Source organism: Tumidithrix helvetica PCC 7403, assembly GCF_965232925.1.
Classification (GTDB): domain Bacteria; phylum Cyanobacteriota; class Cyanobacteriia; order Pseudanabaenales; family Pseudanabaenaceae; genus Tumidithrix; species Tumidithrix helvetica.
In genome coordinates, this window is record NZ_CBDDRA010000011.1 from 140,662 (window position 1) to 164,200 (window position 23,539).

22 protein-coding genes, 1 tRNA gene and 2 pseudogenes are annotated in these 23,539 nt (G+C 45.2%); 17 read left to right on the forward strand and 8 right to left on the reverse strand.

All coding sequences use genetic code 11. The features are described 5' to 3' along the window. Window positions 1–32 precede the first annotated feature (32 nt). The 3 genes from ftsZ to ACP2WE_RS12245 all read right to left on the reverse strand — a co-directional run bounded on the left by ftsZ (window position 33) and on the right by ACP2WE_RS12245 (window position 2,551). A complete protein-coding gene (ftsZ, locus tag ACP2WE_RS12235; RefSeq protein WP_425215830.1) occupies window positions 33–1,319 on the reverse strand; it encodes a cell division protein FtsZ in 1,287 nt (428 codons plus the stop codon). A 183-nt stretch (window positions 1,320–1,502) separates the two neighbouring features. Further along, on the reverse strand, window positions 1,503–2,330 hold the full coding sequence (locus ACP2WE_RS12240) for a cell division protein FtsQ/DivIB (protein ID WP_425215831.1): 828 nt from the start codon (window positions 2,328–2,330) through the stop codon (window positions 1,503–1,505). Between the two features lie 35 nt (window positions 2,331–2,365). Beyond that, window positions 2,366–2,551: a hypothetical protein gene (locus ACP2WE_RS12245; protein ID WP_425215832.1), complete on the reverse strand. Its 186-nt coding sequence runs from the start codon at window positions 2,549–2,551 to the stop codon at window positions 2,366–2,368. A gap of 307 nt (window positions 2,552–2,858) precedes the next feature. Here ACP2WE_RS12245 and htpG point away from each other — a divergent pair, with 307 nt between their 5' ends. Continuing rightward, window positions 2,859–4,757: a molecular chaperone HtpG gene (htpG, locus tag ACP2WE_RS12250; RefSeq protein ID WP_425215833.1), complete on the forward strand. Its 1,899-nt coding sequence runs from the start codon at window positions 2,859–2,861 to the stop codon at window positions 4,755–4,757. A 77-nt stretch (window positions 4,758–4,834) separates the two neighbouring features. On the opposite strand, the gene ACP2WE_RS12255 is transcribed toward htpG, so the two are convergent. Next, window positions 4,835–5,788, reverse strand: coding sequence for a hypothetical protein (locus ACP2WE_RS12255; protein WP_425215834.1), 954 nt, complete (start codon window positions 5,786–5,788; stop codon window positions 4,835–4,837). 278 nt (window positions 5,789–6,066) lie between these two features. Here ACP2WE_RS12255 and ACP2WE_RS12260 point away from each other — a divergent pair, with 278 nt between their 5' ends. Together ACP2WE_RS12260 and ACP2WE_RS12265 are read left to right on the forward strand one after the other, a co-directional pair. Then, entirely contained in the window at window positions 6,067–6,807 is a 741-nt protein-coding gene (locus ACP2WE_RS12260; RefSeq protein WP_425215835.1) for a uracil-DNA glycosylase, read from the forward strand. After that, window positions 6,807–7,118 (forward strand): DUF2288 domain-containing protein, encoded by a 312-nt coding sequence (locus ACP2WE_RS12265; RefSeq protein ID WP_425215836.1) that lies wholly within the window; start codon window positions 6,807–6,809, stop codon window positions 7,116–7,118. The genes ACP2WE_RS12260 and ACP2WE_RS12265 overlap by 1 nt, the downstream gene beginning before the upstream one ends. Before the next feature lie 12 nt (window positions 7,119–7,130). Here ACP2WE_RS12265 and ACP2WE_RS12270 read toward each other — a convergent pair. Next, window positions 7,131–7,203, reverse strand: a tRNA-Ala gene (locus ACP2WE_RS12270). A gap of 129 nt (window positions 7,204–7,332) precedes the next feature. Between ACP2WE_RS12270 and ACP2WE_RS12275 the strand changes: the two genes are divergently transcribed. Then, window positions 7,333–7,776: an ATP-binding protein gene (locus tag ACP2WE_RS12275; RefSeq protein WP_425215837.1), complete on the forward strand. Its 444-nt coding sequence runs from the start codon at window positions 7,333–7,335 to the stop codon at window positions 7,774–7,776. A 161-nt stretch (window positions 7,777–7,937) separates the two neighbouring features. Continuing rightward, window positions 7,938–10,184 (forward strand): RelA/SpoT family protein, encoded by a 2,247-nt coding sequence (locus tag ACP2WE_RS12280; protein ID WP_425215838.1) that lies wholly within the window; start codon window positions 7,938–7,940, stop codon window positions 10,182–10,184. 15 nt (window positions 10,185–10,199) lie between these two features. Here ACP2WE_RS12280 and ACP2WE_RS12285 read toward each other — a convergent pair whose 3' ends face one another. Then, window positions 10,200–10,958, reverse strand: coding sequence for a hypothetical protein (locus tag ACP2WE_RS12285; protein ID WP_425215839.1), 759 nt, complete (start codon window positions 10,956–10,958; stop codon window positions 10,200–10,202). Beyond that, complete coding sequence (locus ACP2WE_RS12290; RefSeq protein ID WP_425215840.1) at window positions 10,955–12,097, reverse strand: AAA family ATPase; 1,143 nt, start codon at window positions 12,095–12,097, stop codon at window positions 10,955–10,957. Before ACP2WE_RS12290 ends, ACP2WE_RS12285 begins: the two co-directional genes overlap by 4 nt. A 97-nt stretch (window positions 12,098–12,194) precedes the next feature. On the opposite strand from ACP2WE_RS12290, the gene ACP2WE_RS12295 reads away from it, so the two are divergent. After that, on the forward strand, window positions 12,195–13,238 hold the full coding sequence (locus ACP2WE_RS12295; RefSeq protein ID WP_425215841.1) for a tRNA dihydrouridine synthase: 1,044 nt from the start codon (window positions 12,195–12,197) through the stop codon (window positions 13,236–13,238). A gap of 200 nt (window positions 13,239–13,438) precedes the next feature. Beyond that, window positions 13,439–14,983 (forward strand): hypothetical protein, encoded by a 1,545-nt coding sequence (locus ACP2WE_RS12300; RefSeq protein WP_425215842.1) that lies wholly within the window; start codon window positions 13,439–13,441, stop codon window positions 14,981–14,983. 3 nt (window positions 14,984–14,986) lie between these two features. Here the strand turns inward: ACP2WE_RS12300 and ACP2WE_RS12305 are convergent, their stop codons facing one another. Next, entirely contained in the window at window positions 14,987–16,228 is a 1,242-nt protein-coding gene (locus tag ACP2WE_RS12305) for a DNA cytosine methyltransferase (protein WP_425215843.1), read from the reverse strand. 119 nt (window positions 16,229–16,347) lie between these two features. Between ACP2WE_RS12305 and ACP2WE_RS12310 the strand changes: the two genes are divergently transcribed. The 10 genes and pseudogenes from ACP2WE_RS12310 (at window position 16,348) to ACP2WE_RS12355 (ending at window position 23,064) form a co-directional block, all read left to right on the forward strand. After that, window positions 16,348–16,572 (forward strand): hypothetical protein, encoded by a 225-nt coding sequence (locus ACP2WE_RS12310; protein WP_425215844.1) that lies wholly within the window; start codon window positions 16,348–16,350, stop codon window positions 16,570–16,572. Window positions 16,573–16,679: 107 nt separating this feature from the next. Then, on the forward strand, window positions 16,680–17,093 hold the full coding sequence (locus tag ACP2WE_RS12315) for a hypothetical protein (protein ID WP_425215845.1): 414 nt from the start codon (window positions 16,680–16,682) through the stop codon (window positions 17,091–17,093). A 68-nt stretch (window positions 17,094–17,161) separates the two neighbouring features. After that, window positions 17,162–17,401, forward strand: a pseudogene (locus ACP2WE_RS12320) (PIN domain-containing protein); the annotation flags it as partial. A gap of 33 nt (window positions 17,402–17,434) precedes the next feature. Continuing rightward, window positions 17,435–17,626, forward strand: a complete 192-nt coding sequence (locus tag ACP2WE_RS12325) for a hypothetical protein (RefSeq protein ID WP_425215846.1) — start codon at window positions 17,435–17,437, stop codon at window positions 17,624–17,626. 70 nt (window positions 17,627–17,696) lie between these two features. Next, window positions 17,697–18,458, forward strand: coding sequence for a BtpA/SgcQ family protein (locus tag ACP2WE_RS12330; RefSeq protein WP_425215847.1), 762 nt, complete (start codon window positions 17,697–17,699; stop codon window positions 18,456–18,458). An 88-nt stretch (window positions 18,459–18,546) separates the two neighbouring features. Then, window positions 18,547–19,056 (forward strand): hypothetical protein, encoded by a 510-nt coding sequence (locus ACP2WE_RS12335; protein WP_425215848.1) that lies wholly within the window; start codon window positions 18,547–18,549, stop codon window positions 19,054–19,056. A 46-nt stretch (window positions 19,057–19,102) separates the two neighbouring features. Continuing rightward, window positions 19,103–19,332: pseudogene (locus ACP2WE_RS12340) on the forward strand (hypothetical protein). 168 nt (window positions 19,333–19,500) lie between these two features. Then, window positions 19,501–20,370 carry a metallophosphoesterase gene (locus tag ACP2WE_RS12345; protein ID WP_425215849.1) on the forward strand — a complete coding sequence of 290 codons (870 nt, stop codon included), beginning with the start codon at window positions 19,501–19,503 and terminating at the stop codon, window positions 20,368–20,370. Window positions 20,371–20,534: 164 nt separating this feature from the next. Beyond that, window positions 20,535–21,917, forward strand: a complete 1,383-nt coding sequence (locus ACP2WE_RS12350; RefSeq protein ID WP_425215850.1) for a HEAT repeat domain-containing protein — start codon at window positions 20,535–20,537, stop codon at window positions 21,915–21,917. A gap of 274 nt (window positions 21,918–22,191) precedes the next feature. Beyond that, window positions 22,192–23,064 (forward strand): hypothetical protein, encoded by an 873-nt coding sequence (locus tag ACP2WE_RS12355; RefSeq protein WP_425215851.1) that lies wholly within the window; start codon window positions 22,192–22,194, stop codon window positions 23,062–23,064. Window positions 23,065–23,539: the final 475 nt, after the last annotated feature.

Sequence of the window (23,539 nt, forward strand, 5' to 3'; positions counted from 1 at the left end):
TTAGATTGACGCTTTATGGGTTACCTAAAGTGCTATCTAGGTGGACGACGACGTTGTAAAAAGTCTGGAATGTCCAAGCCAGGTTTACTTAGCTTAATTTCAGAGGGTTGCTGCTGAGAAGGGCTAGGCATACTAGGGGGTTTTACGGGTATTTGTTTTTTCAAAGGTTGGGGAGACGAAGAGCTAGATTTATTGGCAAATCCAGTTGCAATCACGGTAATTCTGACTTCTCCTTCCATTTTTTCATCGATCACAGCACCAAAAATAATATTGGCGTTGGGATCGACCACTTCATAAATCGTCTCTGCAGCGGCATTGACTTCATGCAGGGTGAGGTCAGAGCCACCCGTAATGTTAAACACAACCCCACTTGCGCCTTCAATTGAGGACTCAAGCAATGGCGAGGAAATTGCTGTCATGGCAGCTTCGCGCGCGCGCGATTTACCAGAGCCCGTGCCAATACCCATCATGGCTGAGCCTGCATCTGCCATGATCGCCCGGATATCGGCAAAGTCTACATTCACCAAACCTGGGATCGTAATCATGTCTGAGATACCCTGCACACCTTGGCGCAAGATATCATCTGCTACCCGAAATGCCTCTTGAACGGGAGTTTGTTCTGAGATCACCGACAAAAGCTTGTCATTAGGGATCACGATCAGCGTGTCCACCCGACTTTGCAGGGCCGCAATGCCTTCTTCAGCCTGTTGACTGCGACGTTTGCCTTCAAAGGTAAAGGGGCGAGTTACCACACCCACGGTTAATGCGCCTGCTTCTTTGGCAACCTCGGCAATTATTGGGGCTGCACCCGTACCTGTGCCTCCCCCCATACCTGCCGTGATAAATACCAAGTCAGCCCCTTCTAGAGCGTGAGCGATATCATCCCGAGATTCTTCAGCAGCTTTTTGTCCGATCGCTGGATTTCCACCCGCACCGAGACCTCTGGTTAGTTTTTGTCCCATTTGAAACCGCCTAGATGCGGCCGACTGCAGGAGGGACTGAGCATCTGTATTCACACACCAAAACTCTACACCTGCAACATCACTAGCAATCATGCGGTTTACAGCATTGCTACCGCCACCGCCTACACCAATGACCTTAATCTTAGCAATGCTACCCAACATGATATTGTCTTGTTTTGAATCGATGCCTAACTGCTGCTTCATGTCATTACGCGAATAACTTAGGTGTAGTCCAGAATGATTAATTTGCTCAGGTGTTTCATCAGTCATTTGCCTGTTGTCCGATTGCTTGTCCTTGGCATTCTCATCTTCAGAACCATCGGAATTAAGATCTGACCAGTTATTTTTAGATATCATTATGGATGACTGGAGAAAATAAGAAAAGAAGCAGTTACACTTCCGTACATATTAATGCTTAATGATAAATAAGCATAAATTTTATTTAAGCTGAAATAGGTATAGATTTTATAAATCAAGTGGTTAATGATTAATTCATGATATTACCAAGCCTAATTGTTTTAAGTTAAATCATGGTTTGTTTTAAGATGACTTGTCTTTAGGCTTAGGTTGAGTTGGCTGGTTGAGTACTACATTTCCCAAATCTCTCAGATCTAAATAAGCTGGTTCTTTTAACGTTTGTTTTTTAGGTAAGTTACGCATTTTATCTAGATAGGCAAGTTGCTCGGCAAACTGCTTGCTTTGGTACGAACCAAGGTGAGCTACAGCAAACTCCGTGGTTAAAACCAAATTAGATTCGTCACGTCCATCAATCTGTGAAACTTTGACGGGACTTTGGCTGACTTGACGATAGAGCACAGACCATTGAGCTTGAGGAATGGGGCGATCGCTAGCCTCTAACACCGTTAGTTCTGGTTTTGAAAGGGTTGAAGGATATGCTTGTTGAGGCATCCACTTGCCTTCCTCATCTAAAAATCCTGCTTTGCCGTTGCGGGTAGCGATCGCTACGGGCGATCGTTCTTGAACTTTAATCGTGAGGCGAGAAGGAAAAACAGTCCGCGTAACTACGACACTTTGAACGGGAGCAGAGTTTTCTAGCTGAGCGGCGATCGCTTCAGGCTGTACCTGAAAAATTGACTGAGGATAGGAAATTTTTAACTGCTTTTTGATCGTCTCTTTTGAGAGTAGGCGATTGCCTTCAATATCAATTTGATTAGCACTCCGTAGTTGCCATTCTGGTAGGGTAGCAAGCCACAACAATCCCCCTGTAACACCCGTGATAAATGTGAGTTGCCACAGGCGTTGAAATAACTTGATGCGCCGATCTCTTCGCAGGCTCCTACGACGCTCAGCAAAATCTGAGTCATGCCGAGCAATTGCTGAGAGGGGAAATTCTTCTCTAATGTTCATAGGTCTATAGTGGTGTCAGCTTTTGCGATCGCAACTTAAGGATCGCCTGATGGACTACTGTGAAACTGACGCTCTAGCATCTCAATAATCTCTTCACGCCTTAAGGTCAAGACTGACTGCTCGAGTTCAGAAGAGAGCAAATGAGGTTGATGGTGGCTGGGTTGATGACGCTCGGAAGTAGAAGAATTGTCCTGCTTACTGAGTGATTGCAGTGCTTTCATAAAGAAAACAATTGCACCCAGTATAAGTAATGCGGATACTGATATATAGGTTAATGCTGCGATCACCATAGCTGGCTTAAATATATTTGTAACAACAATAGTTTACGCCACCAGAATTTTCAACTGAGTCTAGGCTGCTAGGGCAATAAACCTGCTTGCTTAATGACATTTTGTGGGACTTCAAAGGCTAGCGATCGCAGATAGAATCAATCAAAGCGAGTCAGCACCTGCCTAGGGGATCCTAGGTTTATACGCTCTATCGCTATAATTAAGTTTGATTAAATAAGATTTAGAGGATTTACACGATATGCTTGAGCAGGGAACGATCAGTATCCACACCGAAAATATCTTTCCCATTATCAAGAAAGCTCTTTATTCAGAGCGTGATATTTTCTTGCGGGAATTAATTTCTAATGGCGTGGATGCAATTAGTAAGTTAAAAATGGTGTCTTACGCGGGTGAAGCGACAGACATTCCTGAGCCCGAAATTTCAGTTTCGGTTGACAAAGAAAAACGCACGATCGCTATTACAGATAACGGCATTGGCATGACAGCGGATGAGGTTCGCAAATATATCAACCAAGTTGCTTTTTCTAGTGCCGAAGAATTTATCAGCAAATATACCAACTCTGGTAGTGGCGATCAGCAAATTATCGGTCACTTTGGTCTGGGTTTTTACTCCGCGTTTATGGTGGCAAGTCGGGTAGAAATTGATACCCTGTCTTACCAAAAAGATGCGGAGGCAGTACATTGGTCCTGTGATGGCACAACCACCTTTACGCTGGATGAAAGCGATCGCAAAACCATAGGCACAACAATTACGCTAACGCTGCAAGAAGATGCCGAAGAATTTTTAGAAGTAGGGGAAACCAAACGTATTATTCGTAACTATTGCGACTTTATTCCCGTATCGATCAAGCTGAATGATGAGGTTGTTAACAAACAGACCGCTCTTTGGGATCGTTCTCCTAGTTCTGTAACAAAGGATGAGTACCTAGAGTTTTACCGCTATCTCTATCCATTTCAGGACGATCCGCTATTTTGGATTCATCTCAACACCGATTATCCATTCATTATTAAGGGGATTCTCTATTTCCCCAAGATTAAAGCGGATATTGACCCTAATAAGGGACAAATCAAGCTCTATTGCAACCACGTCTTTGTTAGCGATAACTGCGAAGAAGTGATTCCGCGCTTTTTATTGCCCTTAAGAGGTACGATTGATAGCTCTGATATTCCTTTAAATGTCTCGAGAAGCTTTTTGCAAGGCGATCGCAAGGTACGCAAAATCCAAGATTACATTGCTAAGAAAGTTGGGGACTATCTCTGCCAGCTCTATACGGACTCTCGCGAGGAATTCTTGAAGTGCTGGAAAGACATCAGCCTGTTTATGAAGTTTGGCTCGATGAATAGCGACAAGTTTTATCAGCAAGTCAAGGAAATCTTGGTTTACCCAACCACCTACGAAGCTGAGACGGATAACGCCGAGATCGGTCACTACACTACCTTGCAAGCCTATCTGGAGCGCAGTAAGGAGAAGCACGAAAATCAGATATTTTATAGTTCTGATGCGATCGCGCAAGCCACCTATATTGACCTGCACAAGAGTCAGGGCTTAGAGGTTTTGACGTTTGATACTTTCATCGACAGTCATTTTATCCATTTTCTCGAAGGCGAGTTTCGCGATGTTAAATTCGCACGGGTAGATGCCGATATCGACGATCGCCTGATCAACCAAGACTCTAAAACCGAATTGGTCGATCCTGCAACCAATCAAACTAAGAGCGATCGCATCCAAGAACTGTTCCGTCGTGCCTTAAACAAACCTAAATTAGTGATTCGCACGGAAGCTCTGAAAGCTGATGATTCAGCTTCTTCGCCTCCAGCAATGATCCTATTGCCTGAGGCAACCCGACGTATGCAAGAGATGGCAGCTTTGCTCCAGCAGACTACAAATACGGCTTTCCCTGAGGATCACATCTTACTGGTAAATACATCGCACCCTCTAATTCAAAATCTCTTGAACCTAGATCAGAACAAAATTGTCACCGCAGCAGGACAACCTTCGGAGTCGAGTGGTTTGGCAGATTTGATTTGCAATCATGTCTACGACCTCGCACTGATGGTGCAAAAGAGCTTTGATGCCAACAGCATGAAGGCATTTTTAGAGCGTTCTAACACACTCCTAACGCAGTTGACGAAGTAGGAAGAGTATCAGAGCTAAGCGCGATCGCGCTTAGCTCTGATACTCCGCAAGGCTTGATACAATATGGAAAGAGTGAATCAAGTTTGATTATCCTCTTCCTCTGGTTTTTCATTCTTGGGTTCTGCTTCCGTTTTTTGTTCGGTTTTCTTGTCTTCGATCGCGCGAGTTAGGTCAGCTCTTTGGAGCGATGAAATTAAGCCCGAACAAAGTTCTTTAAGAGCAACATTGCCTTTGGAATCCTTTGTCGCTATGGACAGGAATAGGATAGAATCGCTACTTGGAGCTGCAGCACAGGACTGCATGTGCAACTCAGTGCGAGGATAGGGGATATCCCACTGAAGATTTAGCATACTGCCCACTTTGCCAAAATGCTCGTTATTGATATAGCCGAGTATCTCCTCCTTTGCACTAGTCTCAACCATCCCAATCAATTGCTTCGCGTCATACCAATCATTCGCATCTTCACTAAAGGGAGCTAAAGCAGCAGCCCTCGCCGACGCGATCGCAAGACCTTCAATCACCGCAAGCTCTATCAACCAATAAAACCAAGTAAATGTTTCATTTAAGTGAATCTTACTCCCTGATTTGGTGATATCTATGCCTTTCTTTGCCGAATACTTCAGATATCCGACAAAACCTGGCGAACCCGTTTGACCCTGTAGATAGGTTTCCAGCATTTGATTTACTGTGGCACGATCGGTTTGGGGCATTTCCTTTTCCGCAGTTTTGAAGGCTTCTTGCCAAAATAGTAAGTACTGTCCGTAGTTCATGGTTCCATACATCACCAGACCGCTGAGCGCAGCAAATGACATCGCCACGAGAGGATTGCGAACTTTGCCTTTGTGCACTGCCCATGCGATCGCCGCACCACTCGCTCCTCCCATCACCAATGGGAAAAGCACAATAAAGTAGAAAAACTGAGAGATAAAAGCCACGACACCGCCAACGACGACTCCTGTAGCTACAGATGAAATGGCAAGCAGTTGTTTCCCTTGATTGGGGGCAATGTTACTAGGCTTGTACGGTTTCATAATGGTTATATCCTCATTTACCAGTGGTTGCTTTATCTTTGTTGCGCCCCAAGACAGTTGGGTATGGCAATCCTTTAAGTTATGAGAAAATCATAAAATAATCTTGATATTAAGTTAAAAAATTCTGTAGAAAATTTTAAAGGCTTTGATGTACCTAAGAGCGAGAAGCGATCGCATCTAAAGGTAAAATCCAAAACGCAAGAAAATAAACGTTCTTGAAGCGCTAATAGTAAGATTATAGAAATAGCCCCATCAGTAACCCACACAACTTTAGATATATGACTGATGCCGAACAAATTAGCCTGTTTGACCTAGACCCATCTCAAATAGCCAAACAACCCGCTAAACAGTCATCTAAAGCTGCAAAACCTGCACCACCAGCACCTGTGGGGGTTACCTATGCCGATCTTGATGCCTTAAAAGCCGAGGCGATCGCTTGCCAAAAATGCCCCCTCGCCGCAACCCGCACCAATGTTGTCGTAGAGCGCGGCAATCGGCAAGCCTTGATTGCCATTATTGGCGAAGGTCCCGGGCAAAACGAAGATGAAACGGGCTTACCCTTTGTCGGCAAAGCTGGGCAACTTTTAGACAAAATCTTGCAGTCCGTAGACCTCGACCCCGAAAAGGATGTCTATATTTGCAATGTGGTGAAGTGTCGCCCCCCAAACAATCGAGTTCCCGAAGATATCGAAATGGCTGCCTGTAAGCCCTATTTGCTGGAACAAATTCGCTTAATCGATCCCAAGATTATCTTACTGACAGGTGCCACCGCCGTAAAAGCCGTAACAGGGGACAAACGCGGCATCACCAAAATTCGGGGCGAATGGGGTGAGTGGGAAGGCAGGTTAATCATGCCCATCCTACATCCAGCCTATTTACTCCGCAATGCCAGTCGCGAAAAAGGCAGTCCCAAATGGCTGATGTGGCAAGATATTCAAACCGTCAAAGCTAAGTATTTAGAGATTAAATCTCAACTACAGGGGCAAGACAACATTGAAGAGGATGAGGAAGAATTTTAGTGAGTGACTTACAAAAACAGTTGCAAGAAATGGTAGATACTGCCAAGTGGGATTGGTTAGAAGTCCATGCGTTAAAAGGGCGCGTGGTAATCGTATCCCCTCAATTAGATCTAGTTGAGGCAGGTGTGGCTGTTGCCGAAGATAACAGCAAACTGGTAAAGCAGTGGCTTGATGATAGCTGGCTCTACGCACCCACAGAGGCACATATCGATCGCTGGAACCAAGAACGCGACAAGGAATTTACCAGCTTAATTATTCATCCATTTGTGCTGATCAAAGAACTGCCTGCTGAACTGCCACAGGTTATTTAATGAATTATTTAATGGAGCTAAGCGGATTCGAACCGCTGGCCCTCTCAATGCCATTGAGATGCGCTACCAACTGCGCTATAGCCCCTTACTAAAAATATAGCTTATGTATAATCGCTCAAATTTGGCATTGTGTCAAATTAACAAAAATCTTCTATTTCTTTAGGTAGAATAAAGAAGTAGTGTAAATATGCATCCGCTTAGGAGTTGAAAGCACGTGGTTGTAACACCCCTCCGTCCAGTTGGACGTAAATGGAGCACACTCAGTTTTGCTTCGACGTTATACCTCGTCCCTGTGCTCGATTTACTACTGACAGAGGTTCCTCCTCTCTGGCAGCCAGAGCTACGCTTAGGCTTACAAGAGGCATTGGTGAATGCGGCTAAGCACGGAAATCAACTCGATCCGAGCCGACAGGTGACCATTCATTTTTCGATCGCGGGGCATCAGTACTGGTGGGTCATTACCGATCAAGGCGCACTACATAAATCGCAAGAATGCTCGCACGAGCAAGCTGACGATACACCCTGTCACGAACTAGAGTGCGGTCGCGGGCTTTATATCTTGCATCAAATTTTTGACCAAGTACACTGGAGCTATACAGAACATAAACTAAGCTTGTGCAAGCACATTGACAAGTACGCTTTGCCAACTATTCATTAGATATTCGCAATTCAAGCTTTAGCTTCGTGAATGTTTCAGTAAATCACAAAATATTTTGTGATTTAGATCACTTTATATATTTAAATTGATGATTTTCATAGATAGTTAAGCTACGATTATGGGAACGCTAAACATTACACTTGTCGTGGGCTGCTCAACACATGACACCAATTACCTTACTGACTGAAACCTCAAGCGACTGTACGTCCGAGGTTGAAACGTGGATTCCCAATTGGTTGCAAGATTGCTGGGATAGGCTTCAAAGTGGCGATCGCGAAGACACCGATCTAGTCTGCCGCGCTTTTCGATTTGCTTATCAGCTCCATACAGGTCAATGTCGCGCATCAGGTGAGCCTTACATCGTGCATCCTGTGGAGGTGGCAACGATTTTACGCAATCTTGGTGGCGATCAGGCAATGATAGCCGCAGGCTTTTTGCATGATGTGGTTGAGGACACCACCGTAAGTTGCGAGCAAATTGAAGCAGAATTTGGGCTTGAGGTCAGACAACTGGTTGAAGGGGTAACCAAGCTGTCAAAATTTAACTTTGAGAGCAAAACAGAGCGGCAGGCAGAAAATTTTCGCCGCATGTTTTTGGCGATGGCGCAGGATATTCGCGTGATTGTGGTGAAGTTGGCCGATCGCCTGCATAATATGCGAACCTTGCAGCATTTGCGTCCAGAAAAGCAGGAACTGATTGCGCGGGAAACCAAGGAAATCTTTGCCCCCCTTGCCAATCGTCTTGGAATTTGGCAGATGAAGTGGGAACTTGAAGATTTATCCTTTAAGTACACGGAACCCGATAAGTATCAGTATGTCAAAAATCTAGTCACCGAAACTCGCAGCAGTCGCGAAGCCCAAATTCAAGAAGTGTTGGGATCGTTGCGATCTCGTCTTACTAAAATTGGCTTAACCAACTTTGACATCAGTGGTAGACCCAAGCATTTGTATGGCATCTATAAAAAAATGGAACGCCAGCAAAAGCAATATGACGAAATTTATGATGTATTGGCAGTGCGGGTAATTGTCAATACCAATGAGGAATGCTATCGCGTTCTCGCGATCGCCCATGATATTTTCCGCCCCATTCCAGGACGGTTTAAAGACTATGTGGGTTTGCCCAAACCCAATCGCTATCAGTCCCTACACACTGCGGTAATTGGCCCCTACGGTCAACCCGTAGAGGTGCAAATTCGCACGTGGGAAATGCACCACATTGCAGAATATGGGATTGCCGCCCATTGGAAATATAAGGAAGCGAACTCTTCTAGCGTTGTTGTTGCCAAGGGAGACGAAGAGAAGTTCACTTGGTTGCGTCAACTGGTCGAGTGGCAAAGAGAACTCAAGGATCCGCAGGAATACATCGATAGTCTCAAGGAAGATCTGTTTGAGAGCGAAGTCTATGTCTTTAGTCCCAAAGGCGATGTCTATTGTCTGCCGCGTGGTTCCACGCCTGTCGATTTTGCCTATCGCGTTCACACAGAAGTAGGAAATCACTGCGCGGGAGCTTTAATCAATCATGTCATGGTTCCTCTGCATCGCCAGCTCAAGAATGGCGATATCGTTGCCATTCTCACCCAAAATAACGCCCACCCTAGTTTGGATTGGATTAATTTTGTTTCCACTGGAGCTGCTAGGAATCGCATAAGACAATGGTTTAAGCGATCGCGTCGAGATGAAAATCTCACAGTTGGGCGTAGTCTCTTAGAAAAAGAACTCGGCAAAAGTGGCTTGGATACGCTGCTTAAGTCCGATCAGATGTTCAAACTTGCAGAACGCTGTAACTACCACAGTGTTGACGATCTGCTGGCAGCTTTAGGCTATGGTGAGATTTCGCTCAACATGCTAGTCAACAAACTGCGCGAAGGTCAGCAAGATGGACGGAGTAACAAGTCTGAGTTAAAATCCGAACCTCTACCTTCTTTCCCATCTAGTCCTGCTCCTTCTAAGTCTCCTATTTTGGGCATAGAGGGTATGATTTACAATATCGCTGGATGCTGTAAACCTTTACCCGGCGAACCAATCATCGGCGTTGTTACCTTGGGCGGCAACCGTAGTATTTCTATCCATTGTCAGGACTGCAATAATGTCAGTCATATTCCTGGCGATCGCTTGATTCCCGTGCGATGGAACCAAGAAAAAGAACTAGAGCGACCGATGACCTATCCTGTAGATATTCGAGTGGAAACGATCGATCGCGTTGGGGTGCTCAAAGATATTCTGACGCGCTTGTCTGACAACAAGGTCAACGTGCGCCAAGCCAGTGTAAAAACCCGCCCTGGTTCGTCTGCCATGATCGACCTCAGCATTGATATTACAGATCGCAGACAGTTTGAGAAGATTTGCAATCAAATCACCAAGATGTGCGACACGCTCTCAATCTGTCGAATCCTTCAGTCTGATACTTAGAATATTATGCAGTTGTCAAAGACTTATAATCATTGCAGTGGCTACTTTTGCAGCTTTTGTTAAATCTTGAACAAAAACTGCATATCCCATTGGACAGGTAACTTTAAGCATTGTCAAATCAATCTGTTCGGCTAGGTTCCAACGAATTTGAAGTGGGCGTTGATTGCTTGTATCTTCGGCAAGGTATGTTGATTGAGCAATCGCATTCTCCAATATTTCCTTTGTTTTAGCTTCATCCTCTAAATTTCCCAGCTTTTCCATTTCCACACCTAAAATCGTTGAGACAGTTTGAATGTCAGCCAATAACCATGTTTCAAAATTTCTAATCGCTAGCCCACCCGCACTGCGATCGGGGATCGGTTCCTCATTAATATCTAAGCGAAAATTGCGAATTTTACTCAAGGCAAGCTCTAAGGCTTTCTCTCTTTGGGGTTTAATATCATCTGCATCAACTACGATCGCAATCATATCGACTTCTTCGGGCTTCCATGTGATCGTCACTTCTGCTAAATATCTTGGATCTAAAATTGAGTGTCCTGTGCGTACTTTCGCTACTTTATAAACTCCACTCTCTTTGATTGTTGGATGCCTCTGGACAAAACTACAATCAGGTAATCCGATCTCATTAAGTTCTCGCCGAATTAACCTGTGCAGTGCTCCTTCTTTCTCCCTCTCTAGGACTTTTCCACCATCTTCTGGCTTGATGTATGGAATACTTGCCCCAAGTTCTGTATCACCTTCAGCAATTAGTCCAATTCGTATCGGACGGCTCATGCTGGGTTACCTCCAAATACGTTTGTAAACCAAAGCTCACCTAGCGAACCATCATAGGCTTCCAGCGCTTTTTGAAAACGCATAGAATCTGTAGGCAAAGCATGAACTTGTGTTTTCCCCTCGTCATCTAGCTCTACTGCCCGAACTTGATACGGTTCGACATAATTTAATAGCACAGGAGAATGAGTCGTGATTAACACCTGCACTGGCTTACCATTAATTCCCTCAGTCGAAACGATTTTTAATAACTCCATCATTTTGTGTAACAACCAAGGATGAACGCCATTCTCTATTTCTTCAAAACAAATAATGCTTGGCGTGCTCTTTTGGTATAACGCGGTTAAGAAAGCTAAAATCCTTAATGTCCCATCCGATATGTCAGAGGCAGGGATATGATGCTCTGAATATTTATCAATCAATTCCAATGAGACATTTTGTGTGCTTCCACGCTGCAAGGAAATTCTTTTGATGTTTGGAACTAACTTTACTAAACGATCTTCTAGTTCATCAAAACTTTCACGATTGTCAAGCAAAATATCCAATAGAGTATAGGCAATCCCTTGTCCTGACCTGTTCATTTCATCAGGTGAGTGAACAATATTTGACAAAGAAGTTGGCGCGAAGTCATAAATTTTAACTCTCCTCAAATCGTAGGCAAGCTCAGATTCTGGATATTCATGATCGACTAAAGCTTCTCTTAGAGCACTTATACTTTTCTGTTCAAAACCAGTGGATTGATTGGTAATCCCCAAGGGGATCTTCATTGCAACTTTTTCCTGAGAATAGATAAAACGAAGCCCCAGGGTTAAAAGAATGTTGATAGAAGATGCGGTTGTAATTTTCAAAGAAGTAGAAACTTCAAAGAAGATATCGTCTAATTTACCCTGCCAAAATTTAGCTTCAAGACTTTGTGGATTCTGGCTGATAAATCTTAATGACTCTGCGAAAAAATCTTTAGTATTGTCTGTATTAATACCTCTATGTATTAGCTGTTGTAAAAAATTAGATAAGACAGCTAAAGCTTCACAAATGTTCGATTTACCAGAGCCGTTGGGGCCAATGAATACCGTGAGTGGCTCTAAGTCAACGGTGGTATCAAAGAGACTCTTGTAGTGTTGAACTCGTAGTTTTGATAACATCTATTTGAGCGTAAGCGATTTAATTATTTTATGACAGTCCTAGCCGACTTGCATTGTATAGTAAGTTTCCAGACTCTGTAAGCACATCACGATTACAATGGCAAACGATCGCCTTCCTCCTCCCCTGCAAGCAGGATTAGCCCTGACAGCCCTTGCGCCCATGCAAGATGTCACGGATTTACCCTTTATGCGTGCGATCGCTACTTACGGCAGTCCCGATTACTTCTTTACGGAATACTTTCGCGTTTATGCGAATTCCCGTCCAGAGCGATATATTTTGCGTTCCATTACGGAAAATACGACGGGTCGCCCGATCTTCGCCCAGTTGATTGGGGAGAGCATTCCCGATCTCGTGCGGTCTGCCCAAGAGTTATGCCGCTATGCGATCGCAGGTATCGATCTAAATATGGGTTGTCCTGCGCCTAGAATCTATCGCAAAAACGTTGGGGGTGGGTTGCTGCGCGATCCTGACAAAATCGACCAAATTCTGGGGGCACTGCGATCGGCGATCGCGATTCCATTTACGGTCAAAATGCGAATTGGGTTTGAAGATACGGCGAACTTCGATCGCATTCTCGATTTGATTAATAAGCACGATATCGATCTGCTCAGCCTGCACGGTCGCACGGTCAGGGAAATGTATCGCAGTGAGGTGCATTACGATCAGATTGCCCATGCCGTTCGGCGCGTGAAATGTCCTGTCCTAGCGAATGGAAATGTCTCCTCGGCGGCGAATGCTTTAGCGATTTTGGCAGAGACAGGTGCAGCAGGTGTGATGGTCGGGCGTGCTGCGATTCGCAACCCTTGGATCTTTCAGCAAATTCGCCAAGCTTTGAGCGGTGAACCCATTACTACCGTGACTTTGAATGAAGTGAGAACCTACATCGATCGCCTGCACAACACGGTCACTGCCCCAGAAGTCCCCGAGCGATCGCGGGTCGATAACATGAAAAAATATCTCAATTTCATCGGTCAGGGTGTGGATGCGGCAGGAGCCTTTTTAAACGAGATGCGCCGCGCCCGTAGCGAAGCGGAATTGTTTGGCATCTGCGATCGCTTTTTGCTAAGCGAACCCAATCGCGCCTTTGCCGCAGAACCTTATCAAGGTCTCGTAGCAAGACCTAGCTGTGAAGCAAAATAATTGTGAACCTACTGCATGTGATTTGCTTTGATGGGATCGTTCAATCGGCACAAGTAACTTTTTTGAAAATTACTCATCTGGGTAAGTAGGTGAAGTCATCTCAAGCGGATAGCTAAGAACTTAAGTCAGTAGTGCATGGCAACCAAGTAAACGGAATTAGGTTAACATAGTGTGTTGATTATTCTATGAAGTAACCTTGTATGCTTCAGTCCCCACCACCGATCATCCGTTTTTTAGCAAATAAGATTCAGAGTACTGAGGCTGACTTTGAAGAATACCTGATTGACATTTCTACAATCTTTGCAGAGTTTGATGGTCAAACCTATGATCGTGATGCCATAGTCGATAGATTTCTAGTTTTGTCTGGTAGATCTAATGATAGTGAGCGAGATCCATCATTTTACCGTGACAAATTTAGCTCCTATGCCAGCTTTTTAGGAATCTTGATAGTAGTGCGCGAAGGGGATAGGTGGGTGTGCAGGCTTTCCGGTGCTGCATCTCAACTTCTTTGCGGAGACGAGCCTAACGTTCGAGCATTTTCTAGAGTTCAATTATGTTTACTTCAGTATCCATACATTGTTGGCACACAGTATAAACCTAATTCTGCACTTATAGTTTGGAATGCTCGTGATCCAATAGTAAAAATGATTGAGTCTCAGATTAGAGTGGTTCCTTTTAGACTAATCTTAAGAGCCTTAAAGGTAAAAGCTGAAGTAAGCAATATTGCTCTTTCAACCGTCAGTTTGACACACAAAGAAATATTTTTCTTGTTCAATAGCACATTTACTAATCAACATCCAAGCCCTTCTAAAGATGAGATTTCTAGAGTCTTACGATCATCTGAAGTTGAGGAGTTACCTTCTACTCTAGATCTCGAAGAGTTTCAGCGAAACTTTCACTTTTTGGAAACAACAGGTTTAATCAAACGTTCTGGAGGGAGTTTGATGTTAGATCTAAGCAATGATTTAGAATCAAGTAGCTCCAAGTTGGAAATGATTAACACAATAGCTAGCATGACTAGCTTCTGTGAGGAGTTCTATAACTACGATTCTCTCTCCATTGAGGCACATCTTAAGCAAATGGCTTATGATGCTGTTTGGTCGCAATACTATGATGGAAGCAAATTACCCCAAGATGTCTATTCTTGTTTAACAGGAAGCTTGCCAAGTAATCAAACTTTATCAACTCAAGGTGATCGTGAAGAAGCTGACGAGTCATTCACTATTTCACCAACAGTGAGTTTCCCCCCTCTAACTCCTAGACAAGCGTTTCGTCCTTCAAGAACATATAACTCAAATGAATCAACTGCTGACCCTGAATTAACTCAATTAAAACGCCAAAAAAGTAACGCTTATCATAGATTTCTAGTTAAGAAAGTAGAAGAACAGCTTCGAGCCAGAGGATGTAAAGAACCTAAAGACAACATCTATATTGACCTGACTGGTGAACTTAATGGCATAAAGATTCTTTTTGAGATGAAAAGCTGCAATTCTAACAACGTAGTATCTCAAATTCGGAAAGCTGTCAGTCAAGTATACGAATACAGGTATCGGTACGCTCATGAGTTTCCACAAGAATCTACGCTATTGTGTATTGTTGCCCAAGAGCGACCTGATGACTGGTGGCTCAACTACCTTACTAATGATCGCGGTATAAATGTCATTTGGTTAGAGGGCGATGTTAATCTTGCTTGCGCTTCTGATTGTGATGAATTAATTCGACAGCTTGTTGACAGAGTTGAGTAGCAATCAGACAGGTATAAGATCGGGAGTAAGTAATGCTTCTAGTCCAGCTTTTTTTTCAGCATCTACGGTTGTTTGTTGAAACATTGGTAACAAGTGAGTTTGTCCCAAAGAAATAAGCATTTCATCAGTTGTTCGTACAGAGCCTAAAGGAATGCCAAATAAGTTGAGAGCTATGTACTTAGCCCAAACAGCTGCTAATACAGGAGGAACTGCATTGCCAACCTGACGGATAGGATGTCTGCTAGTTCCAGAGAAACACCAGAAATCTGGAAAAGTTTGCATCCTTGCTGATTCACGCGGAGTGACTTCACGCGGTTGAAAGGGATGAACATGCCCTTTACCACCTCCTTTATCTGAACCAACAATTATCGTATAGCTTGGTCTATCTGGATGTAATTTATTGATTCTAGTGGCAGAATCTCTCTCTCCAAACCTCAAATTTCTGTACCTGTTCTTAATCTCATCACTGTGCTTTCTACCAATATGATTATGAATAGTTCTAAGTTCTTCAGGTAAACCAGTCAATGCATGTTTAACACAAACTCTCGGTAGACGATCAATTTCCATTTGGATATCATCTCTTTTGAGTTGTTCTGTTCCACCATGCGTTGCTAGTAATTCTGGCAGATTGCTAGGAAGTTCGATTTCAGAACGTGACCCTATAATGAAAACCCTTTTCCTATATTGAGGAACACCGTAATCAGCAGCTTCCACAACATAGAACTTAACCTTATAAGGCTGAATTGCTTCTAAAGCTTGCAAGACTTGTTTAAACGTCTCGCCACCATTCACCGTTAATAAACCAGGGACGTTCTCCAGCCAAAAACATTCAGGCTCAAGAGCCTTTACATAGCTGACAAATCGCCACATCAGATTCCCACGCGGATCGTCCATCCCTCGACGACGACCAAATACTGAGAATGATTGACACGGTGGACCTCCTGCTAATAAAGCGACCTGCCCTTTACGCAGTCTAGCCGCCCTTAGCAAAGCATCTCCCTCAACTTGCCAAGCATCCCTTTGCAACACAACTGCGTTGCTTAAAAAATCATGGGTTCCGCTTCTTCGTCCCTCTCGCCTATTATGGCGAAGGGTAATGCAAGAGTGGCTATCTACCTCAAGACAGCAACGTGTTTCAAAAATACCAGTTGCTTCTAAGCCTAAATCCAGCCCACCCGCTCCTGAAAACACAGAAATGACAGGCAGTTTGCCGTTTATCAAGTATTTGGCAGAAATATTACTCATGTATTTTGCTCCATAATAGTCTGTACTATACATATTTTTCGCCCGCGTGCCAATATACATGTAACCATGTTTACAGGCTCTAGTCAAGTAAAATCTACAACTAAAAGCGTTGATTCCTTATGGCTGGTACTCGAATTCCTGACGACCTACATCAACAGTTACAAATGATTAGAGCGGAGCTTCTCCTCGAACTTGGTTCTGAAGCTCCTGCCTTACAAGATATGGTTAATGTGGCCATAACAAGGTTTATAGAGAGTTGGAAAACAGTAGAGCGTCAAAAAATCTTGAAAGCTTTACTTGAGTCACGAGAAAAAGCCCGTTCAAGGATGGGACAACGTGATTAGCTACTAATCTTCTGTAAGTGATGCAGCATAACTTCACCGTTAGACCTCTGACAAAAGCGCTGTCAATGTTTAGTAGATTCCACGACAAAATGTAGGAGAGCTAAGACGTGGAAAACGATATCAAGCAGATTGCACTAGAAAAGCTCTCACTTGCGCCATCACAAGAGGCACTCCATGAATTCATCCGTTGGCTCGATCTGGCTTGTAGCGAGGAGCCACTTGATTCGTTGCCGAGGCAAATCCTAACGCGGGGAGTAATTGCAGCAGGAAAGGAATTGATCGAGAAGCGAGCATATCCGAGCAATCATCCAGTCACGAAGACGCTGCAAGCAGCGGAGGCATACTGCTTAGCACCAACGAAGGCAACATTCGATCGCTATTTCCGCGCAGCAACAAATTCCTATCCATTCGGCACAGGCGAAGGCTGCTATGCGGTCAAGGAACTTGGTTATGCAGGATGCGAACCAGGCAGCGGATGTACGAGCGGCATTGGTGTCGCCCTAACAATTGAGCCACAGTAGTCTGATGTGGATAACCTACGGTTTTGAGCAGTTTGGGATAAAATACAGATACCACTAACGCATTTCAAATGAGCGAAACTGTCTACATCGAAACTAGCGTGGTTGGTTACTTAACAGCCAGACCCAGCAATAACTTGATCCTCATGGCAAACTTGGGGATTACACAAGAATGGTGGGACACACGCCGAGAGCAATTTGCCCTCTATATCTCCCAAGTAGTTTTAGACGAGGTAGCAAGAGGAGATGCAGAGATGGCAGATAAGAGACTTGATATCCTGCGTGATTTTCCATTACTGGAAGTCAACGATTTGTACACCTAATGAGTTAATGGGAGATTGATTATGTGGAAAGATGAAGTTTTAGAAGAGATTTATAGAATCCGTGAAGAACACGCGAAGTCCTTTAACTATGATTTGCAAGCAATTTGTAACGATCTTCGTAAAAAACAATCCACTAGCAGCAGACAAATTATTTCAGCACCACTCAAGCCTCGCCGTCTTCCCATAACATCGTTGGAGCGGACAAAATTGTGATATTTTGGAGTTGGGTTAGCAGCGATCTTTTGCTGCTAACCTACACCGTTCGGCAAGCAGAGGACATGGCATGAGAGAGAATGAGAATGCCTTGCATCGGGTCTTCAGGCGGTCACGCGTATTTCTGCCCGTCATTCACCCGATCGCGAGAGACACGGCGATACAGAGCATCGACACGGCGGTTCGTGCCGGTGCCGATGGAGTGTTCCTCATCAATCAGGGGATGTCCTCATCACAAGTGCTCGACTTCATCCCGGAAGTGCGTCGGCGATACGATGACCTATGGATCGGGGTGAACCTCCTTGGATCGGATCCTGAAGAAGTCATCGGTCTTATCGCCAGACTCCCAGTCGGCGGCATCTGGTCGGACAATGCCGAGATTGACGAGCAGTCGGACACGCAGCCCGCCGGAGAGCGGTTTCGGCAAGCACGCCACAAAACTGGATGGGAAGGACTCTACTTCGGTGGTGTCGCGTTCAAGTACCAACGAGAAGTACCTGCTTCCCTGCTGCCTGATGCAGCCAGAAAAGCAAGTCCGTGGATGGACGTGATAACATCGAGCGGCCCAGGGACCGGATACGCCGCGACAGTCGAGAAGGCAAGGGCCTTGCGATCTGGGGCCGGGACACATCCGGTGGCTCTTGCCAGCGGCGTGAGTCCAGAGAACGTAGACGGTTTTCTGCCGTATGTGGATGCCTATTTGGTTGCATCTGAAATCGAGACAGCGAAGTATTCAGGCATCCTGGTGTCGGAGCGGACGAAGCTGCTAGCCGAGAGAATCCATAACTGGAACCAGAGCGGAGCCGAACCAGCAGGTGCAGGCGACGCTTAGCAGCGCGCCTGACCTGCGGCGTTAGATCGCTGACAAAATGCTATCAATGTTTAGTAGATTCCACGACAAAATGTAGGAGAGCCAAGACGTGGAAAATGATATCAAGCAGATTGCACTAGAAAAGCTCTCACTTGTGCCATCACAAGCGGCACTCCATGAATTCATCCACTGGCTCGATCTGGCGTGCAGCGAGGAGCCACTTGATTTGTTGCCGAGGCAAATCCTAACGCGAGGGGTAATTGCAGCAGGAAAGGAATTGATAAAGAAGCGAGCATATCCGAGCAATCATCCAGTCGCGAAGACGCTGCAAGCAGCGGAGGCATACTGCTTAGCACCAACGGAGGCAACATTCGATCGCTATTTCCGCGCAGCAACAAATTCCTATCCATTCGGCACAGGCGAAGGCTGCTATGCAGTCAAGGAACTTGGTTATGCAGGATGCGAACCAGGAAGCGGATGTACGAGCGGTGCAGGAACGCTTGACCAGATAGCATACGAAGTTGGAGCAGCAGAAGTAATGCGATTAATCGCAAAAGAAATCGTGCCGTGGCTGAAAGGCGAAAGCGAGCCGATCGCAGAGTTTTTGGGTAGCGATTGAAGTGGATAGAATATAGGAAAAGCAAGGTTAAAACGAGGTCAAGCCCATGGCAGTTCGACAACCCCGTTATAGCAAAGAAGAGTTTGCCCAACGTGGCGATAAAATTTATGAATCTCAAGTGCGCCAGCAAGTCGAAGAAAGAAATTATGGCAAGATTGTGGCATCGATATTGAAACAGGTGCTTTTGAAGTGGCTGATATGCCTATGGTAGCAGTCAATCGATTTTATGCACGAAAACTCGATGCTCAACCTTCGTTGATTTGGATTGGACATTGAGCTATTTTCCATTTTGGCAGACGCAGTCTCGGGGTATGATATTCGATGTGGTCAATCATAATTGTGAAGCAATCATCAAAGTTGCAGTGGGTCGTATCGGTTCACCCAAAATAGCTTAGGATACTCGCTCAAGAACGAGGCATGATGGAAATGAGAGATATAGCGATAATGTCTGTTGATACACCCCGTACTCCAGGATGGTTGCGGTTAGTTATCGTTTCGGACACACACAATGTTGATATGCCTATCTCTCTTTTTCCTGAGGGTGATTTGTTGATCCACGCGGGAGATCACACAAAGAATGGACTGTTTTCTGAGCTTACTGATGCAGCAGTATGGCTGCGATCGCTGGCGGATCGGTTCACCTACGGTGTCGTGGCGATCGCTGGAAATCATGACAAGCCACTGGACGTAGAGACATGGCTCCAAACCGCCACCCTTTCGCAACCGGGAGAACTATGGAGCAATGAATTGATGACCACTGCAAGGGACTTATTCAAAGACAACGGCATTGACGATCGCTATGCACCCATGCGCTTGCTCCAGCATTCGGCTGAAGCGATCGCAGGGTTGAAGTTCTTTGGTTCGCCATACATAGGTCTGACACCTCGCCGACAGGCGATGACACAAGACAACCCTCTGCGCTACGAGGGTTTTGCCCGCGACCCTCAGCGTTTGATGGAACTATACGCAGATATCCCCCCTGGACTGGATGTGCTGATCACGCATAGCCCACCTCTGGGAATTCTCGACTCCAGCGTGCAATATGGTGGAGTCCTGCGAGAAAAGCCGATTGCAATTGGCAGCGTGGCTCTGCGGGCTCGTCTGCGAGGGATACCACCGTCTGAGCGCCCCCGACTACATGTTTTCGGTCACGAGCATGACTCTGGCGGGGTCTTTTGGGATGAGGAACTGGGGATTCTCTTTGTCAACGCAGCAGCTGTAAATGGCGATCGGGGTATCATTAAACAGGGAGGCGATTATGTCATGAAAGAAGGTTTTCGCCCTTGGGTAATCGACATCAGGGTAGGTTCCTAGTCCTAGCCGTCGGCATTGACTAGGCGTCAACAGCCCAACAAGTGCCGTGCAGGGGACAAAACAAATAGATTCTAATAATTTTGGTTCAGTTCATAGATCTCCACTGACGAGAAACGATTAGCTGGCTTGATTAGTTCGTGCAAAAGAGAATTAGGAGCTTCTGTATGAAATTAGACACCGAAACAGCTTCTCAATGGTCAAAGATGCTCCACAATGAGCAAACTTCGACCGAAATGCTTGAAAATATGTTCTACGCATTGGAAAAGGATTCTACAGAAGATCCTTTAAAGTGGGAGTTTTACCAATTAATTGCTCGACATGCCAACGCTCCTTTTAGAGCGCTTGAAAGCGTTATCTATGATTATTCATGGAGGGCATTAGCCGCAGTTGTTGCAGCCAATGAGAATGCTCCATCTGTTATTCTAGAAAACCTATTGGAATATAAAGACTGGTCAGTTCGTTTAAGTCTTGCATTGAACCCAACGACCCCAAGACGAATCCTAGAATTGCTAGCCGATGAGTATGCTGATGAAGTAACACTCAATCCAAGTATAGCTAGAGAAATAGAGGCAGCAATTAAGTCTGCAAATCGAGATAATCTTGACATTAAAGAAATACTTACGCTTTCCCAAAGCTCTTTCCGAGCAATTCGCATCACCATTGCCGAAAGCCTTAAAACACCTGTCGCCATCCTCGAACAGCTCGCCCTAGACAAAGATTTTCACGTTCGTACAGCAATTGCAAGGAATCCAAATACTCCTGCCTTAGTTTTGGCAAAGCTAGCAGGCGATCGCGACCCTGCTGACGAAGACTTCGCTATCCCCCAGTCTGTAGCAAGCAATCCAAGCACACCCATTTCAATCTTAGAGGAATTGATAACATATGGATGGAACGGTGAGCCTATAGAGGATGTGCAGATTAAGGCTAATACCAATCTACAAAGAATTCGCGAAATTTGTGAAACGGCGATGGATATGCTCAGGGATGGCAGCAGGGATCGTCCTAACCACGGTCAATTCCCATCCCGCCAGGAAGCGGTCGCTAGGTTGGTCGCACTGGGCGGTGCCGCCTTCGAGCCCCTCTGCCAAGCTCTCCAAGATTCGAGTGGTTACACCCGCAGATTCGCGGCAGAAGCATTGGGCAGGATTGACGATCCGCGCGCTGTGATGCCCCTCCTTCGCGCGTTCCAAGAGAGCGAGGTGTACGTTCAACGCCATGTAGCCTTCGCACTCGCGAAGATAGGAGATGCGCGGGCTGTTGCGCCGCTCTACAGCGCGCTTTGGCAACGAAACGTGGCTCGAGAGGCACTTTCGGCGTTGCATGCCGTACTAAAACGGACAGCAGGCACCGTCTCAAGCGACGATCTGCGCCGAGTGGCGAGTCTGGGGGATGACGGCATCGCTACAATCGAGGTGCCCGATACTGACGGGGGCTACCTCGCTTGGAATGAGGTCGAGGAGTGGCTGGACTACCGCCCAGTGAAGCATCTAGTCCAGATGGAGATGGAGCATCGCGGCTTGGCGAATGGAAACCGAAACCTAGCTTGAAGTCAATTACATTTCGCGAACTACTGACTGTTGGAGTTGCGATCGGATCGGTATCCACACTAGCCGCAGTGGGCGGCGGGTTTCTCACAGTTACCTAGGTGGGTGGTGGACAATGTCGAACAGCAAAGTAGAGTTATGAAACTTGGCTCTAGATTAAACACTCCACTGAAAACTAAAGTTGGGAAGTTACGATCGCTCCAAAATTATAAACTGTCATTCTTGCGATCGCGCTTTATTGTAGAAGGTAGAATAACAATTCTTGCAACCCCTGCTAATGAAATTAATTAAACGAACAGCAAACATTTTGACCATGCGGCATCTTCCTTGGGGAGCGTGGCTGTTTGGTGGCTTAATTGTCTGCTTGGGGATTATCCTGCTAACGAAGGCAGAACTGATAACGATATCCTGCACTCGTGACTTGCAACAACCCACTCAAGGACAATGTACGTTAACCAAATCTAATTGGTTGGGGCAAGTTCAAAGCCAACGCAGTTGGCAACTTCAACAGATTACAGGGGCAAGTTTCTTTCCTGTAGGTAGTAGTAAGGGTCGTAAAATCTATGAGATTTATCTAACTACAGCACAGGAACAGGTACCCTCTTCTATTAGCTCAGCGAATGAAAGCCAATTGCAGTCTCAGGTTGTACAAATTCAAACTTTTCTGAAAAACGCCCTACAACCGCAACTAACATTGCAGGAGGACGATCGATTCTCCTATTATTTTATGGGCATGGTAATGGTGACAATCGCTGTAGGAATAAACATCTTATTCGGTGGAATTTCAACGCTTAGTCTTAATAAGATAACCAAGAAATTGACACTAAAAAAACAAGGTGGGTTAGGAACGCACATCTTTGAGTGTGACCTGAATCAAATTGACCAGGTTATCGCGACCAGCAGTAAAATTCGCTGGAATGAATATCACATTACGATGATTGTGCTGAAAGCAGACACAGTGTCGAAACAGCCAAATGTGCAGCAGATACTCTTTTCGCTTTTCTTTCAAGGTATCGTAGGTTCAGTGCTAATTTTGCGCCTTCCATCTTTGTTTTTTAGCCGCAAAAGCGAGTATGAACTCTGTGTAAAGCAAATTCTTGACTTTCTCCATGCAGGAGGCTATCTCAAAGAAAATAATGCCGAGAAATAATTCGCAATGCCGATCGCATTTATATAAGGGAACGCAGTTATCTAGTGGAGCAAAACCCGAATAACTATTTGCACAGTAAGGTATCTATGCAGGTCTCTGGAATTCGCAGACAGGAAAGAAGAGTTAGCTTGTTTGGTTCCATGAGGAATTGTTTTTGGAAGCGAGCGATCGGTCTACTTGCTCAACATTTGTCCGCATAAATTACCTAAAACGACGTGAATTCGGGTTAAGGATTTCGGAACAAAGCAAGCCGACTTACTGGAACCGAGGGGCTTGATCCCCCTGCCATATCGGGCATCCCCCTTACAAAAGGGGGACAAGTGAGTTCTCCCCCCTTGCGATGGCAGGGCTGTTTCATTCTTGAGTAAATAGGAGAAAAGAAGTAAACCTAAAGGCAAAATGAGAGTATTTGCTTGATATTATGGCTTAAATGGCTAATTGCCTCCGTCAAAGCATCAAAACCATGCATTCGCAT